The organism is Streptomyces sp. NPDC006365 (assembly GCF_042870755.1).
GTDB lineage: Bacteria > Actinomycetota > Actinomycetes > Streptomycetales > Streptomycetaceae > Streptomyces > Streptomyces xiangluensis.
Map to the genome: position 1 here is coordinate 19075 of NZ_JBIAHS010000011.1, position 13760 is coordinate 32834.

Consider the following 13760-nt stretch of genomic DNA (forward strand, 5'->3'; position numbering starts at 1 on the left):
CGTGAACGCTTACGGGAATCGTCAGTGCCCTGACCGCTCTCCCCTGCGCATGCCCCACGGCGCAGCCCGGCCCGCCCCATCCCCCGCCATCCAGTCGACCCGGCGTTCCGGACAGCCACGCCCCGCACGGCACTCACAACCACTCACTGGACGCGTCCCTACGGGGGCGCCCCCGTAGGGACGCGAGTGTTGCCCATGCCGTGTGCCAGGCGCACGCTGTTCCTATGGCTGGTGGTGAGGGCCCCACGCTCATCGGCTCCGTGCAGCGGGCGCTGCGGCTGTTGGAGGCCGTGAGTGCGCATGAAAACGGGGCGCCGGCGAAGCAGTTGGCGCGGGAGACGGAGCTGCCGCTGGCCACCGCGTACCACCTGCTGCGGACTCTGGTCCACGACGGATACGTACGGAAGCTGGACGACGGCGGCTTCGTCCTGGGCGACAAGCTGCAGTCCCTGCACACCGCGGGCCGCGGGCAGGCGCTGCTCAGCCGGATCCGTCCGACCCTCGCGGCGCTGCGGGACGAGTTCTCGACCGCCGCCTACCTCACCTTCTACGAGGACGGCGAGATCCGGGTCGCCGAAATCGTCGACGGTCCCCGGGCACCTCGGGTCGATCTCTGGGTGGGCTTCGAGGATGCCGGGCACGCCACCGCGCTGGGCAAGTCCGTGCTGCGGGAGCTGGACGACGAGTCCCGCAGGGAGTACCTGTCCCGGCACACCCTGTCCGACCTCACGCCCCGTACCATCACCAGCCCTCCGGAACTGCTCCGGCGCGTCGACTCCTCGCCCGTGGCCCCGGCCGTCACGGACCTGGAGGAGTACACCCTCGGCACGGTCTGTGTCGCGGTGCCGGTCTACAGCGGGAACACGCTCGGCTCACTCGGCGTGTCGCTGCCGAAGGACCGGCTGTCCCGGCTCGAGGAGATCCGGGCGCGGCTGATCCCGACCGCGAGCCGTGTGACCAGGAGTCTTTCGCTCACCCAGTGACCGGGGAACCTTTGCTCACCATCTGAAATCGCGCTCCTTGCGGCGACCCCCATCGAACCCGTTTCCTGGATTAATCAGACATTTCAGGGGCGCACCCCGCGACAGGTGAGGACTGCGGACACCACATGACTCAGGCCCGACACCACGGTGGCGACCACTACCAGTGGCCGATACGGCCGTTCAGTAACCGAGTGGCCGGTCCCGGGGCGAGGGCCCGGCTACGCGCCGCCACGCACATGGCCGCGAGTACGGCCGTACTGCCGGTACTGGTCGTCTCCGTCATCGTGCTCGTCGATCTCGTCGGCGGTCCGGGGATGATCTGGCTGCCGCTGCTTGCCGCCGGGCCGGCTCTGGCCGCCACCACCAACGGGCCATCCGGGGTCCTGGGGGTCGGGCTCCTCGCCGTGGTGCTGGGCACCGCACTCGGCATCCGTGACGGTGTGCCGTGGCACGAGCTGGTCATCGTGCTGTCCGCCCTGGCGGCCGTCACCTTGGCGAGCGCCCTGGCCAGCGCGCTGCGCGGGCGCCGGGAGAAGGTGCTCGCAGCCGTCCGCTCGGTGGCGGAGGCCGCCCAGCACGCGCTGCTCAAGCCCGTACCGGCGACGGTCGGCCCGTTCCAGACTGCGGTCCGCTACAGCGCCGCGGCGGCGGAGGCCCGTATCGGCGGCGATCTCTACGCGCTGGTTCCTACGCCGTACGGGGTGCGACTGATCGTCGGCGACGTGCGAGGAAAGGGTCTGCCGGCCGTGGGAACCGCCGCCCTCGTGGTCGGCATCTTCCGCGAGGCCGCCTACGACGAACCCGATCTCCTCACCGTCGTCGACAGGATCGAGCGGAGCCTGGCGCGCAACCTGGGCTCCGACGACTTCGTCACGGTCGTCGTCGCCGGTTACCCCCGCGAAGGCCGCCTGGAGGTGGTCAACTGCGGCCACGCACCCCCGCTGCTGGTACGCGACGGCGACGTGGCCCCGGTCGACCCCACGCACCCGACCCCGCCCCTGGGCCTGCGAGCCCTCACCGGCGAGGCCCCCGCCCTCCAGGTCCTGCCCTTCACGGACGGAGACCAACTGCTGCTCTACACAGACGGCGTCACGGAGGCCCGGGACCACAACGGCGACTTCTACCCTCTGGCCAAGGGCCTGGAACGGCACCTGACCGACGACCCGGCCCGCACCCTCACAGCCCTCCACGACGAACTGCTCGCCCACGTGGGCGGCGACTTGCACGACGACGCGGCGCTGCTACTGCTCCGCAAGCCGACGGCTGCTGAGGTGGCAACGGTTCCCGAAGCGGCGTCGCACACCCCGGGCAGCTCGCGCTCCGTCCCGCCCCACGCCCGGTCCTCCGCCGAGGGCACGGGTCGCAGCACCGACCCTGCTACGGCGTAACGACAGCCGAAACGTCCGCCTCAGCCGTCGCCCCCACCGGCGCCGCCGGCAACGTAAGCACGCCCGAAGTCTGCCGCAGCCCGCCCGAAGTCCGCCGCGTCCCATGGTGTCGTCTCATCGAGGGCTGTCCCGTCGGGGGGGGCAGCTCTTCGCCACGAGTTCCTTGAGCGCGATGTTGAGTTCGAGGACGTTGACGCGGGGCTCGCCCATGAAGCCGAGGGTGCGGCCTTCGGTGTGCTCATCCACCAGCTTCTGGACCTGGGCGACGGACAGCCCGTTCCGCTCGGCGACTCGGTGGACCAGGAGGTCCGCGTACGCCGGGGAGATGTCCGGGTCGAGGCCCGAGCCGGAGGAGGTGACCGCGTCGGCGGGGACCTGGGAGGGCCGCACCTTGTAGTCCGCCGTCGAGTTGTCCTTGACGACCTTGGCCTTGGCCTCCCGGACCCACTTGATGAGTTCGGGGTTGTCACCGGCGCGGTTGGTCGCGCCGGACAGGATCAGCTTGTACTGGGTGTTGACGCCGTTGGTGCCGAGCCGGGCCATGTAGTCGCCGAGGGATCGGCAGGCCAGCGCCGGCGCCGCGATGAGCGCGAGCAGTTGGAGCACGCCTGCAACTTCGGGGCTCATGCCGGCCGTCAGAACCTCTCCGGGAAGATCAGCGCGAGGAGGAGATGGCCCAGCAGGGCGACGGCTACGACGAGGCCGGCAATGTTCTCGGCGGTCACAGCTTCGCCACCCCCTCGGCGATGAGCGCCACCAACGCGAACACCGCGATCGTGGTGACGACGAAAGCCACGTCGGCCATCGGAGCTCCTGGATCAGGTACGGAATGCGGGGATCAACATGACGCTTCGAGGAAACCCCCACTCCGACCCAATCCGGCCGCCGTTGACGGGTCCCATACGCCGACGCTTACGCCCTTGACGCTTCTCCTACGGCTCTGGCGCCACGGCACAGCGTTCGCTTCGGCGGCTGGGTTCGCTTTGGCGGCTGGGTTCGCAAGGCGCGCACCGACAGCCGTGTGGGAGCGCTTCCATGAGAGACGTGTTCATGTCACGATGCCCTGGCGGCTGGGCCTGTTGACCCAGGCCGACTCCTCATGCTGAACGACGTCCTCGATCTTCCTCAGTCGCCCTCAAGAGCCCTGACCAAGAAGGGACAACGACGTGTTCATCGCTGCCCGCAACACCCCGAGGAGACCCATGCGTTCGGCACTTGTCGCGCTGCTCGGCGCGCTGGTGCCCTTACTCGCGGCCACCCTCCTCACCGCGCCCGCAGCTTCGGCCTCCGCCCGTACGAAGGCTCCCCCCGAAGCCGCCCCCACCGCGGCCCTCACCGAGATCACCAACTTCGGCACCAACCCCAGCAACCTCCAGATGTACGTGTACGTCCCGGACAACGTCGCCCCCAACCCGGCGGTCCTGGTAGCCGTGCACTACTGCACGGGCTCCGGTCCGGCGATGTACTCCGGCACCGAGTACGCCCGGTTGGCCGACCGTCACGGCTTCGTCGTGATCTACCCGTCCGTCACCCGCGCCAGCAAGTGCTTCGACGTCTCCTCGCCCCAGGCGCTGCGCCGGGACGGCGGCAGCGACCCGGTGGGCATCAAGTCCATGGTCGACTGGGTCACCCGCACCTACGACGCGGACACCGACCGGATCTTCGCCACCGGCATCTCCTCCGGCGCGATGATGACGAACGTCCTGCTGGGCGACTACCCGGACGTGTTCGCGGCGGGCGCCGCGTTCGCGGGCGTGCCGTTCGCCTGTTTCGCCACCACCAACGGGTCCGAGTGGAACAGCGACTGCTCCAACGGCAACCTCACCCGCACTCCGCAGGCGTGGGGCGATCTGGTCCGCGGCGCCTACCCGGGCTACAACGGGCCCCGTCCGCGTATGCAGCTCTGGCACGGCACCGAGGACGACGTTCTGCGCTATCCCAACTTCGGGGAGGAGATCAAGCAGTGGACGAACGTGCACGGGCTCAGCCAGACGCCGTCCCACACCGACTCTCCGCAGGCGGGCTGGACCCGTACCCGCTACGGCTCCTCCGGTGACCGGGCCCCCGTCGAGGCCGTCAGCCTCCAGGGCGTCGGCCACAACCTGTACGCGTGGGGCATGGGGAGCCATGTGATCACGTTCTTCGGCCTGGACAGCTAGGCCCCGCACGGCACTTCAGCCAGTGGAAGGGCCCGCCCCGGGCCGGGCTCAGGATCGGCCCGGGGCGGGAGCTCTGGGTGGCACGACCCTGGAGCCGGGAGCACACCCCCAACTTGCCGATACGCGTAGGGAACTTGTGGGCGCGCGCAGTGCGCGTCGGACGGGCTCGTTCGGGAACGCTACTGCCGCGTAGCGTCACTCGCCGTACCGGCGTTCGATCAGTGGGAGGCTCCCATGGGACAACAGGGCTTATCGCAGGGCTCCATCGTCATCGATCCGGCCGGCCGTGATATTCACGGCGAGGCGGCGCGGATACGGGAGCGCGGGCCGGTGGCGCGCGTCGAACTGCCCGACGGCGTTCAGGCCTGGGCGGTCAGCAGTACGGAGCTGCTGAAGCGGCTGCTCACCGATCCCCGGGTGTCCAAGGACCCGCGGCAGCACTGGCCCGCGTGGATCAACGGGGAGATCTCCCCCGAGTGGCCGCTGTTCACCTGGGTCGCGGTGCAGAACATGTTCACGGCGTACGGCGGCGAGCACAAACGGCTGCGCACCCTCGTCGCCAAGGCGTTCACCGCACGCCGCACCGCCGCGCTGCAGCCTCGTATCGAGGAGATCACCAGGGAACTGCTCGACCATATGGACGAGGCGGGGCGCGGGGGTCGACCAGTCGATCTGCGCGAGGAGTTCTGCTATCCGCTGCCGATCCGCGTGATCAGCGAACTCTTCGGGCTGCCCGAGGAGAAGGGCGCCGAACTGCGGGCCATCGTGGACAGCATCTTCCACACCGCCGCCACTCCGGAGGAGGTGACCGACACCTACACCCGGCTGTACGCCGTCATGAGCGAACTCGTCGCCACCAAGCGGGAGTTCCCCGGCGATGACCTGACGTCCGGGCTGATCGCCGCCCGCGACGACGAGGGTGACACCCGGCTGAGCGAACAGGAACTGCTCGACACCCTGGTGCTGATGATCAGCGCCGGACACGAGACCACCGTCAACCTCATCGACAACGCCATCCACGCCCTGCTCACCCATCCGGAGCAGCTCGCCCTCGTCCGCGCGGGCACCGCCTCGTGGGACGACGTCATCGAGGAGACGTTGCGCGTCCAGGCACCGGTCGCCAGCCTGCCGCTGCGGTACGCAGTGGAGGAGCTGGCCCTCGGTGAACTCGGCGGCCCGGAGGGCATGGTGATCGGCAAGGGTGACGCGATCCTCGCCGCGTACGCCGCTGCCGGACGCGACCCCGGGAAGTACGGGAAGGACGCCGACCGTTTCGACGTCACACGGGTCGACAAGGAGCACCTTGCCTTCGGCCACGGTGTGCACTTCTGCCTGGGCGCTCCGCTGGGACGGATGGAGGCCCGGATCGCGCTCCCGGCGCTCTTCGAACGGTTCCCGGACCTCCGACTCGCCGTCGCGGACGAGGAGTTGAACCCGGTGGAGTCCTTCATCTCCAACGGGCACCGCTCCCTCCCCGCACATCTCGACCCCGCACGTCTCGGCCCCGTACGCCGCGACGCCGGAGCCTGATCACTCCCCGCGCCACCAGGCCTTCAGCCGTGCCCAGCCACCCGTCGGGCGGGTGGGCACGGCGGACGCCAGAGGAGACTCCGGCGCGCCGGTGAACGCCGGAGGCGGTGGCGCGTACGACGCGCTGCCACGGGAACCCACCACGTCGGCCGGCGGAAACCGCACCGGCAGCGAGGCCAGCGCCCGGTGGAACGGGCCCGGCCGCCATACGAGTTCGTCGACCGGAACCGTCAGCTCGACGTCGGGCAGCCGGTCGAGCAGCTTCTCGACCGCAACCGCCGCGATCAGCCGGGCCGGGCTCTGCGCGGGGCAGTTGTGCGGGCCCGCGCTCCACGCCAAGTGGGCACGGTTTCCGGCGCGTTGGTCGGTCGTCAGGGCCGGGTCCGTGTTCGCGGCGGCGAGCGAGACGACCAGCGGGTCGCCCGCCCGCAGCAGCCTGCCCTCGTACATGACGTCCCGGACCGGGTAGTGCACCGCGTAGTTGGCCATCGGCGGGTCGGTCCACAGCACCTCGTCGAGGGCATCCTCCACGGGCAGGCTGCCGCCGCCCAGGCTGCCCGCGAACCGGTCGTCGGAGAGCAGCAGCCGCAGACCGTTCGCGATCAGGTTCTGCTGGGGCTCGGTACCGGCGCCCATGAGGACGACGAGTTCATGGACCATCTCCTCGTCGCCCAGACCGGCGGGGTGGGCCAGCAGCCAGGACGTCATGTCCTGCGCCGGCTGGGCGCGCTTGAGCGCGACCAGGTCGAGGAGGGTCATGGTGAGCAGCTCGTTGGCCTTCTCCGCGTCCACGCCGTCGAAGATCCCGGACATGCCCTCGACCAGGCGCTCGCCGAGGTCGGGCGGGCAGCCGAAGAGGCGGTTGAACACCAGCAGCGGCAGCACCTGGGCGTATTCACCGAGGAGGTCCGCCCCGCCGCGCGGCGCGATCCGGTCGATGAGCGTGTCGGCGCTGCGCTCGACGTATCCGCGCAGCGTGTTCGGCTCGACGCGGGCCAGGCTGTCGGTGATCGCCCCGCGCAGCCGACGGTGCTCCTCGCCGTCGGTGAACAGGGCGTTCGGCCGGTACATCATCATCGGCACGACCGGGCTGTCCATGGGCACGGTGCCCTCGGCGAGATCGCGCCAGCGGCGGGGGTCCTTGGAGAAGATCTCCGGGCTGCGCAGGACGTGCAGGGCGGCTTCGTAACCGGTGATCAGCGTGGCCCGGACGCCGGGGGCCAGCTCGACCGGGGCGGTGGGCCCGTGCTGACGCAGCTTGCGGTAGACGGCGGACGGATCGGCGGCGAAACCGGGCCCGTACATCGGCTCGTGGAAGGGGCAGCCCTTGGGTGGGACGGAGGCTTCGGAGGTCACGCATGCTCCAGTTCGCTGTCGCTGGTGTCGCTGGTGCGGTTCAGGAGGTACTCGACGAGAGCGATGAGGGCCCGGGTGGAGGAGATCCGGTCACGGGCGTCGCAGCGTACGAGGGGAGTCTCGGGGAGCAGGTCGAGCGCCTCTCGGATCTCGGCCAGGTCGTGCTCGGGAGCGTCGTCGAACTCGTTGAGGGCCACCGCGTACGGCAGGTCCAGTTCCTCCAGTACGCCCATGACGTCGAAGGACTGGCCCAGGCGCCGGGTGTCGGCGAGGACGAGCGCGCCGAGCGCGCCGCGCGTCATGTCCTGCCACAGCTGGGTGAAGCGCTGCTGGCCGGGGGTGCCGAAGAGGTAGAGCACCAGGCTGTCGTTGAGGGTGAGCCGGCCGAAGTCGAGGGCGACCGTGGTGGTCGTCTTGTCCTTCGTGCCCGCCAGGTCGTCGACGAGCGCGCCGGCCTGCGTCATCACTTCCTCCGTGCGCAGCGGCCGGATCTCGGACAGCGCGCCGACGAAGGTGGTCTTGCCGACCGCGAAGTGGCCGACGACGAGGAGCTTGGCGGCGGTCTGCACACTGCGCGGGAGATAGACGTTCTGGGACACGGCGCATACGTCGTCGGAGGCGGCGTCGTGTTCAGAGGCGGGCGCGGAGCCCATCGAGGACCTCCTGGAGGATGCGGGCCTCGGTCGGCCGGGCGGACGGGATGGGGGCGCGGGTGACGATGTGCCCGCTGTCCATGAGGTCGGCGATCAGCACCTTGGTGACGCTGACGGGCAGCTGCAGATGCCCGGCCACCTCGGCGACCGACAGCGCTCCGGGCCGGCACAGCTCCATCAACGCCCGCTTCTCCGGGCTCAGTCCGGTCAGCGGCAGATCGTCGGCGGCGATCAGCAGGGTGACCAGGTCCAGGGTGTTGCGGGTGGGCTGGGAGCGGCCGTCCGTGACGACGTACGGCCGTACCAGCCGGTCTCCGGGGCGCCTGGCCGCTGTCATGCCTTGCTGCCGGTGTCCCACCGGGCCGGGCTGATCAGCACCTGACCGAGCCGGTCGACCAGTTTGTGCATGCGGTACGAGACGGCCTCCATGTCCACCCGCTCGGTGGTGGACACCGCGAGGTAGGCGCCCTCTCCGGCGGCGACGAGGAAGACGTAACCGTGCGCGAACTCGATCAGGGTCTGCCGCCACGGAGTGTGCGGACTGCCGCAGAATTCGGCCGTGCTGCGGCTGATCGACTGGACGCCGGAGAGTCCCGCGGCGAGCCGCTCGGCGTCGTCCCTGCCGATGTCCGCGGAGTGCGCCCGCAGCATGCCGTCGGCCGAGAGCAGGATCGCGTGGCGCGCCTCGGGAACCTTCAGAACCTCATCGAGCATCCAGCCCAGCTCGTTGTTCGTGGGCTCGATCATCGCGGGGTGTTCCCTTCGTCTTCGTGCGGGGTGCCGGGAAGGTCCGTTACGTCGTCCTGGGCAGCGCGGCCAGGATCCGATACGTCGTCATCGGCGGCGCGGCCGTGGCGGGTGCCACGCGCGAATGCGCCGAGGCGGCGTGCGGTCTCCTCGGCCGAGCGGGCCTCGGCGTCGTCGAGCGGGGCGGGCGCGTGCTGTTCGTCGGCGGGCGGCTGCTGCGGTTGCGGGGCCCGGCGGCGGCGCTTGGGCAGTCCGCCGGCCGTGGTCGACCCGGCCGAACTGGTCTCGCCGGTCGCCCCTTGGGCCGACCGGGCGTTCGTCGGGGCCGTCGCCGTCGTGTCCGCCGTTGTCTCGGCAGGTCGGCGCCGGCCCGTCGACCGGGCCGGCACGGGCTCCGGTGCTTCGGACGCGGGCTCGTGCGTGGGGGTGGGCGCACTCTCGGGCGTGCGCCCGGGAGTGCGGCGGGCAGGGGGAACGGTCACGGGGGGCAGCTCCTCCGCGGGATCCCGGTGCGTGAGCAGGGCGGACGGCAGGAACAGCACGGTGCGTACGCCGCCGTACGGGGAGCGCGTGTCCGCGGAGACGCTGAACCCGTAGCGCGCGGCGAGCACGCCGATGACGGCGAAGCCGAACTGGGGCGGGTCGTCGAGCCGGGTGACGTCCACCGGGTGGCGGCCGGAGAGCAGTTCGGCGGCGCGATCCGTCGCCGTCGCGTCCATGCCGACACCCGCGTCGTCGATCACCACGCAGGCGCCGTTGTGCACCGTCCGGACGTTGACCTCGACCGTGGTGTTGGGCTGCGAGTGGCGGGCGGCGTTGTCGAGCAGTTCGGCGACCGCGAGCACGACCGGCTCCACGGCCCTGCTCACCACCGCGATGTCGGCCTGGCCATGGATCTGGATGCGCCGGTAGTCGCGGATACGGGAGGTGGCGCCGCGTACGACGTCGATCAGCGCGGAGGTGGTGCGCTGCCGGCCGGGCCAGGATCCGCACAGTACGGCGATGGCCTGGGCTCGGCGGCCGAACTGGGCGTTGGCGTGGTCGATTTCGAGCAGGTCGTGCAGTACGTCGGGGTGGTCGTGCCGGTCCTGCATCTCGGAGATGGCGACCTGCTGCTCGTTCGCGAGGGCCTGGATGGAGCGCATCGACGACTTCAGAGCGGCCTTCGCGGACTGGTCGGCGCGGGCCTGTGCGTGCTCGACCGCGGTGGAGAACCGCTCCAGGACATGGTCGAGGGCCTTCGCGAAGCCGGTGCCGGACAACCGTCCGTCGAGCAGGCCGAGGCCGGGGACGGGGTGCAGGCCGGGCTGCTGTGGCGCATCCTCGAGTGCCGGAAGGCGTACGGCGACGAGGTGGCGGACCTCCTCCTCGCGGGAGCGCAGGTCCTCCGACAGCTCGTCGTTGCGCCGGCGCAGCCGCGCGGTGATCCCGCGCTGCCGCACCAGCAGCACGGTGACGGCGAGCAGGCCGACGGCCACGCATCCGAACACCGCCTCCGGTACCAGTTCTCTCATGGATCCTCAGAAGTCCTCAAAGGCGGGCGTGAGTTGGCGGAGCGCAAGACGCTAGCCCAGCGGGGGCGCGCACACTTTTCCGGGCGCGCAGGGAAGTTGCCCACAGGCGCACCACTTGCCACAGGGCGCGCATACGCACCCGTACGCCCCTTTACAGCCGGCCCGCTTCTGTTGGCCCGTGCACTGTGACGTTCGACCCCTCGACCACACAAACGGAAAGCGTGCATTACATTTACTGCCTGTAACTGCCGTTGCCGACAAGCCAGTTGACGCCAGGTGCAACCGGGTGCAGCCAGGCGCGGACTGCGGACGGTCATGGCCGGGACACACTCTGTGGCGGAGGAGAGCATTGCCCGCGGGAAGCTACGTCGTGGACTCACAGACCACCGGTGAGGTCGATCCGCGAGAGCGGACCGACTTCTGGAGCGAGCACATCATGTCGCTCCAGACCTCGTTGGACTTCAGATACGCCGACCCCGACCCGGCGGCCTTCCGCGGCCGGTCCATCCGGCAGCGCACCGACGCCTACCAGCTCGTCCACTGGCAGTGCGACCAGATCGAGTACAGCCGTACGCCCCGCCAGGTGCGCCAGGAGCCCGACCCGGACTACCGCTTCCTGCTGCCGCTGGCCGGGGAGGCGGTGCTGCGCCAGGACGGCCAGGAGGCACGGCTGACGCCGGGCATGGGCAGCCTGATGACCTTGGGCGAGCCCTTTGAGCTACTCCACGACGCGTCCCTGCGGGGGATCATCTTCTCCATCCCCGCGCGGGAGATCGAGGGCCCGCTGAACCGGAAGTCGCCGCTGGCCACCGGCCTCGATCTGACCACGGGGCTCGGGCGCGTCGTCCACACCATGCTGCGGAGTCTGTCCCAGGAGCGCGACCACCTCACGGCGAGGGAGTTCGACGCCGTCTCCGACCGTGTCGTCGAGTTGCTGTGCATGCTCACGGTCGAGGACGACCGTCCGGATGCCTCGGGGCATCTGGCGGAGGTCGAGGCGATGGTCCGTCGCTACGTACGTGAGCACGCCGCCGATCCCGGCCTGACCGGCACCTCGATGGCCCGGGCCCTCGGCTGGTCATTGCGCCAGATCCAGCTGGCCCTGCAGCGCGTCGGCACGACGCCTCGCGAACTCATCCGTGAGGAACGGCTCCGGCTGGTGCGCGACCGGCTCCGCTGCCGCGAATGCGACCACCTGACGATCACGGACCTGGCGCACTCGTCGGGATTTTCCTCTTCGAGCGCGCTCAGCACGGCGTTTCGGCAGCGGTTCGGGGTAAGCCCTCGCGCGATGCGCTCCGCTCGCTGACGGTCGCCTCCGGCGGTTGCGCTGCTGAGCGCGATCAAGCCGAGGCCCTCTTGCGAGGCGAGGCTTTCTTCGCCGTCTGCTTCTTGGTCGTGGAGTCGGTCTTGGTCTTCTCCGCGGTGGACTTCTTGGCCGCTGTCTTCTTCCCCGCCGTCTTCTTGGCCGTGGAGGTCGACTTCTTGCCGGTGGTCTCCTTGGGCGCCGTGCGGGACGTCTTGCGGGCGGGCCTCTTGCGGGCGGAAAGCTGCTCGGCCTCGCCCTCCCCTTCCTCCTCGCCGCGGGAGGCGCGGGCCTGGCGGACGCTGGATTCCAGAGCGGACATGAGGTCGATGACCTTGCCGCCGCGGTCGACGGCGGGAGGGGCGGGGACCTTCTCGCCGGAGGCCTTCGCGGCGATGAGTTCCTCGACGGCCTCGCGATAGTCGTCGTGGAGCTCCTCGAAGTCGACCTCGCCGAGGGTGTCCATCAGGGCGTCCGCGAGGTCGAGCTCCTTGTCGCGGACGGTGACGCTCGCGTCCGGGGTCGCGGACTCGGGGGCGCGGACCTCGTCAGGCCACAGCAGGCCGTGCATGGCGATGACATCCTCGACGACCCGTAGCATCCCGAGCCGCTCCCTCCCCCGCAGCGCGAACTTGGCGATGGCGACCCGCCCGCTCCGCTTCAGCGCCTCACGCAGCAGCGTGTACGGCTTGGCGGCGGGAACTCCGTTCGCCATCAGGTAGTACGCGGCGTCCATCTGGAGCGGATCGATGCGCTCGGCCGGGATGAACCCCACGATGTCGATCGTCTTCGCGGTCGGCAGGGGCAGCGCGGCCAGATCGTCGTCGGTGATGGGGATGATCGTGCCGTCCGGCTCCTCGTACCCCTTGCCGATCTCGTCCGATGTGACCTCCCGTTCCTCCAGCTCGCACACCTTGCGGTAGCGGATACGGCCGCCGTCCTCGGTGTGGATCTGCCGGAAGGCGACCGAGTGGTGCTCCGTGGCGTTCACGAGCTTGATCGGGATGCTGACCAGGCCGAAAGAGATGGCGCCGTTCCAGATGGATCTCACGTTCGACACCTTTCAGGTGTTTTCTCCCGATTCCGTGGGATTCTCATCGTATGACGCCGATCACGGAGGTGGAGGGGCGAAAGCTCGCGCTGAGCAACCTGGGGAAAGTGCTCTATCCGGAGACCGGTTTCACCAAGGGCGAGGTGCTGCACTACTACGCCACGGTGGCGGACCCGCTGCTCGCCCACCTCCGCGACCGCCCCCTCTCCTTCCTGCGCTACCCCGACGGGCCCGAGGGCCAGGTCTTCTTCGCCAAGAACGTTCCGCCGGGTACGCCCGAGTGGGTCAGTACGACGGAGGTTCCGCGGTCGGAGGGGGCGGCCCGTATGGTCCTGATCCAGGACCTCGCCTCGCTGATGTGGGCGGCGAACCTGGTCACGGAGTTCCACACTCCCCAGTGGCGTGCGGACACCCCCCACCTTGCCGACCGTCTGGTCTTCGACCTGGACCCGGGCGCTCCCGCCACGATCGTCGAGTGCTGCCAGGTGGCGTTGTGGCTCCGGGATCGCCTGGCCGCTGACGGCTTGCAGGCCTATGCCAAGACGTCCGGCTCCAAGGGGCTGCATCTCCTCGCCGCGCTGGAGCCGACTTCGTCCTCCGAGGTCACGTCGTACGCCAAGTCGCTGGCGATGGAGGCCGAGGCGGAGCTTCCCTCCCTGGTCACGCATCGCATGACCAGGAGCCTGCGCCCCACGAAGGTCTTCGTCGACTTCAGCCAGAACGCCGCCCGCAAAACCACGGCGACGCCCTACACCCTGCGGGCTCGCCCAGCCCCCACGGTCTCCGCGCCGGTGACGTGGCCGGAGATCACGAGCTGCTCCCACCCCACCGACCTGACGTTCCACGCCCCGGACATCGCGCCGCGCCTACGCGCCCACGGCGACCTGTTGTCCCCACTGTTCGACACGGCCCGGTCTGCGTCCCTTCCGTAAAGCGCCCGGCGGTTGCGGTGCGGGCCGGTTCTCTTCCCCAGGCCCGCCCCTTCCCGAAACTGGGGCTGCGCCCCAGGTCCCCGCCAGGGGTGGGGGTGGCAGTCGTGTCGCGGCTGCGGGTGCGTCGTGGTTGGTCGCGCC

Annotated in this window: 12 protein-coding genes and 2 pseudogenes; 6 read left to right on the forward strand and 8 right to left on the reverse strand. The window is 70.2% G+C overall.

The window, feature by feature from the left end:
• Window positions 1–224: 224 nt before the first annotated feature.
• Window positions 225–983, forward strand: a complete 759-nt coding sequence (locus ACFYO0_RS27300) for an IclR family transcriptional regulator (protein WP_388681080.1) — start codon at window positions 225–227, stop codon at window positions 981–983.
• A gap of 125 nt (window positions 984–1108) precedes the next feature.
• Complete coding sequence (locus ACFYO0_RS27305; RefSeq protein WP_388681082.1) at window positions 1109–2371, forward strand: PP2C family protein-serine/threonine phosphatase; 1263 nt, start codon at window positions 1109–1111, stop codon at window positions 2369–2371.
• A gap of 114 nt (window positions 2372–2485) precedes the next feature.
• Here ACFYO0_RS27305 and ACFYO0_RS27310 read toward each other — a convergent pair.
• A pseudogene (locus tag ACFYO0_RS27310) lies at window positions 2486–2905 on the reverse strand (potassium-transporting ATPase subunit C); the annotation flags it as partial.
• A gap of 101 nt (window positions 2906–3006) precedes the next feature.
• Window positions 3007–3096, reverse strand: a complete 90-nt coding sequence (gene kdpF, locus ACFYO0_RS27315) for a K(+)-transporting ATPase subunit F (RefSeq protein ID WP_388681085.1) — start codon at window positions 3094–3096, stop codon at window positions 3007–3009.
• Window positions 3097–3573: 477 nt separating this feature from the next.
• On the opposite strand from kdpF, the pseudogene ACFYO0_RS27320 reads away from it, so the two are divergent.
• Together ACFYO0_RS27320 and ACFYO0_RS27325 are read left to right on the forward strand one after the other, a co-directional pair.
• Window positions 3574–4524: pseudogene (locus ACFYO0_RS27320) on the forward strand (alpha/beta hydrolase family esterase); the annotation flags it as partial.
• A 240-nt stretch (window positions 4525–4764) separates the two neighbouring features.
• Window positions 4765–6060 carry a cytochrome P450 gene (locus ACFYO0_RS27325; protein WP_388681088.1) on the forward strand — a complete coding sequence of 432 codons (1296 nt, stop codon included), beginning with the start codon at window positions 4765–4767 and terminating at the stop codon, window positions 6058–6060.
• Here ACFYO0_RS27325 and ACFYO0_RS27330 read toward each other — a convergent pair whose 3' ends face one another.
• The 5 genes from ACFYO0_RS27330 to ACFYO0_RS27350 are packed head-to-tail and all read right to left on the reverse strand — an operon-like array spanning window position 6061 to window position 10330.
• A complete protein-coding gene (locus tag ACFYO0_RS27330; protein WP_388681608.1) occupies window positions 6061–7365 on the reverse strand; it encodes a cytochrome P450 in 1305 nt (434 codons plus the stop codon).
• A gap of 47 nt (window positions 7366–7412) precedes the next feature.
• The gene (locus ACFYO0_RS27335; RefSeq protein WP_388681090.1) at window positions 7413–8069 is read right to left on the reverse strand and encodes an ATP/GTP-binding protein; all 657 of its coding nucleotides are present in this window, start codon (window positions 8067–8069) and stop codon (window positions 7413–7415) included.
• Window positions 8047–8406 (reverse strand): DUF742 domain-containing protein, encoded by a 360-nt coding sequence (locus ACFYO0_RS27340; protein ID WP_165268595.1) that lies wholly within the window; start codon window positions 8404–8406, stop codon window positions 8047–8049. Before ACFYO0_RS27340 ends, ACFYO0_RS27335 begins: the two co-directional genes overlap by 23 nt.
• On the reverse strand, window positions 8403–8816 hold the full coding sequence (locus tag ACFYO0_RS27345) for a roadblock/LC7 domain-containing protein (RefSeq protein ID WP_388681094.1): 414 nt from the start codon (window positions 8814–8816) through the stop codon (window positions 8403–8405). Before ACFYO0_RS27345 ends, ACFYO0_RS27340 begins: the two co-directional genes overlap by 4 nt.
• The gene (locus ACFYO0_RS27350; protein ID WP_388681096.1) at window positions 8813–10330 is read right to left on the reverse strand and encodes an ATP-binding protein; all 1518 of its coding nucleotides are present in this window, start codon (window positions 10328–10330) and stop codon (window positions 8813–8815) included. Before ACFYO0_RS27350 ends, ACFYO0_RS27345 begins: the two co-directional genes overlap by 4 nt.
• A gap of 349 nt (window positions 10331–10679) precedes the next feature.
• Here ACFYO0_RS27350 and ACFYO0_RS27355 point away from each other — a divergent pair, with 349 nt between their 5' ends.
• Window positions 10680–11639, forward strand: coding sequence for a helix-turn-helix domain-containing protein (locus ACFYO0_RS27355; RefSeq protein WP_388681099.1), 960 nt, complete (start codon window positions 10680–10682; stop codon window positions 11637–11639).
• A 34-nt stretch (window positions 11640–11673) separates the two neighbouring features.
• Here ACFYO0_RS27355 and ACFYO0_RS27360 read toward each other — a convergent pair whose 3' ends face one another.
• Window positions 11674–12687 (reverse strand): Ku protein, encoded by a 1014-nt coding sequence (locus tag ACFYO0_RS27360; RefSeq protein ID WP_388681101.1) that lies wholly within the window; start codon window positions 12685–12687, stop codon window positions 11674–11676.
• Between the two features lie 50 nt (window positions 12688–12737).
• Between ACFYO0_RS27360 and ligD the strand changes: the two genes are divergently transcribed.
• A complete protein-coding gene (gene ligD / locus ACFYO0_RS27365) occupies window positions 12738–13619 on the forward strand; it encodes a non-homologous end-joining DNA ligase (protein ID WP_388681103.1) in 882 nt (293 codons plus the stop codon).
• Window positions 13620–13760: the final 141 nt, after the last annotated feature.

What these genes read in the sequence shown, in the direction of transcription:
- ACFYO0_RS27330 (WP_388681608.1), bottom strand. Translation starts at nt 7,365, where the DNA reads ATGTACGGGCCCGGTTTCGCCGCCGATCCGTCCGCCGTCTACCGCAAG.
- ACFYO0_RS27305 (WP_388681082.1), top strand. Translation starts at nt 1,109, where the DNA reads ATGACTCAGGCCCGACACCACGGTGGCGACCACTACCAGTGGCCGATA.
- ACFYO0_RS27340 (WP_165268595.1), bottom strand. Translation starts at nt 8,406, where the DNA reads ATGACAGCGGCCAGGCGCCCCGGAGACCGGCTGGTACGGCCGTACGTC.
- ACFYO0_RS27300 (WP_388681080.1), top strand. Translation starts at nt 225, where the DNA reads ATGGCTGGTGGTGAGGGCCCCACGCTCATCGGCTCCGTGCAGCGGGCG.
- ACFYO0_RS27350 (WP_388681096.1), bottom strand. Translation starts at nt 10,330, where the DNA reads ATGAGAGAACTGGTACCGGAGGCGGTGTTCGGATGCGTGGCCGTCGGC.
- ligD (WP_388681103.1), top strand. Translation starts at nt 12,738, where the DNA reads ATGACGCCGATCACGGAGGTGGAGGGGCGAAAGCTCGCGCTGAGCAAC.
- ACFYO0_RS27345 (WP_388681094.1), bottom strand. Translation starts at nt 8,816, where the DNA reads ATGATCGAGCCCACGAACAACGAGCTGGGCTGGATGCTCGATGAGGTT.
- ACFYO0_RS27335 (WP_388681090.1), bottom strand. Translation starts at nt 8,069, where the DNA reads ATGGGCTCCGCGCCCGCCTCTGAACACGACGCCGCCTCCGACGACGTA.
- ACFYO0_RS27325 (WP_388681088.1), top strand. Translation starts at nt 4,765, where the DNA reads ATGGGACAACAGGGCTTATCGCAGGGCTCCATCGTCATCGATCCGGCC.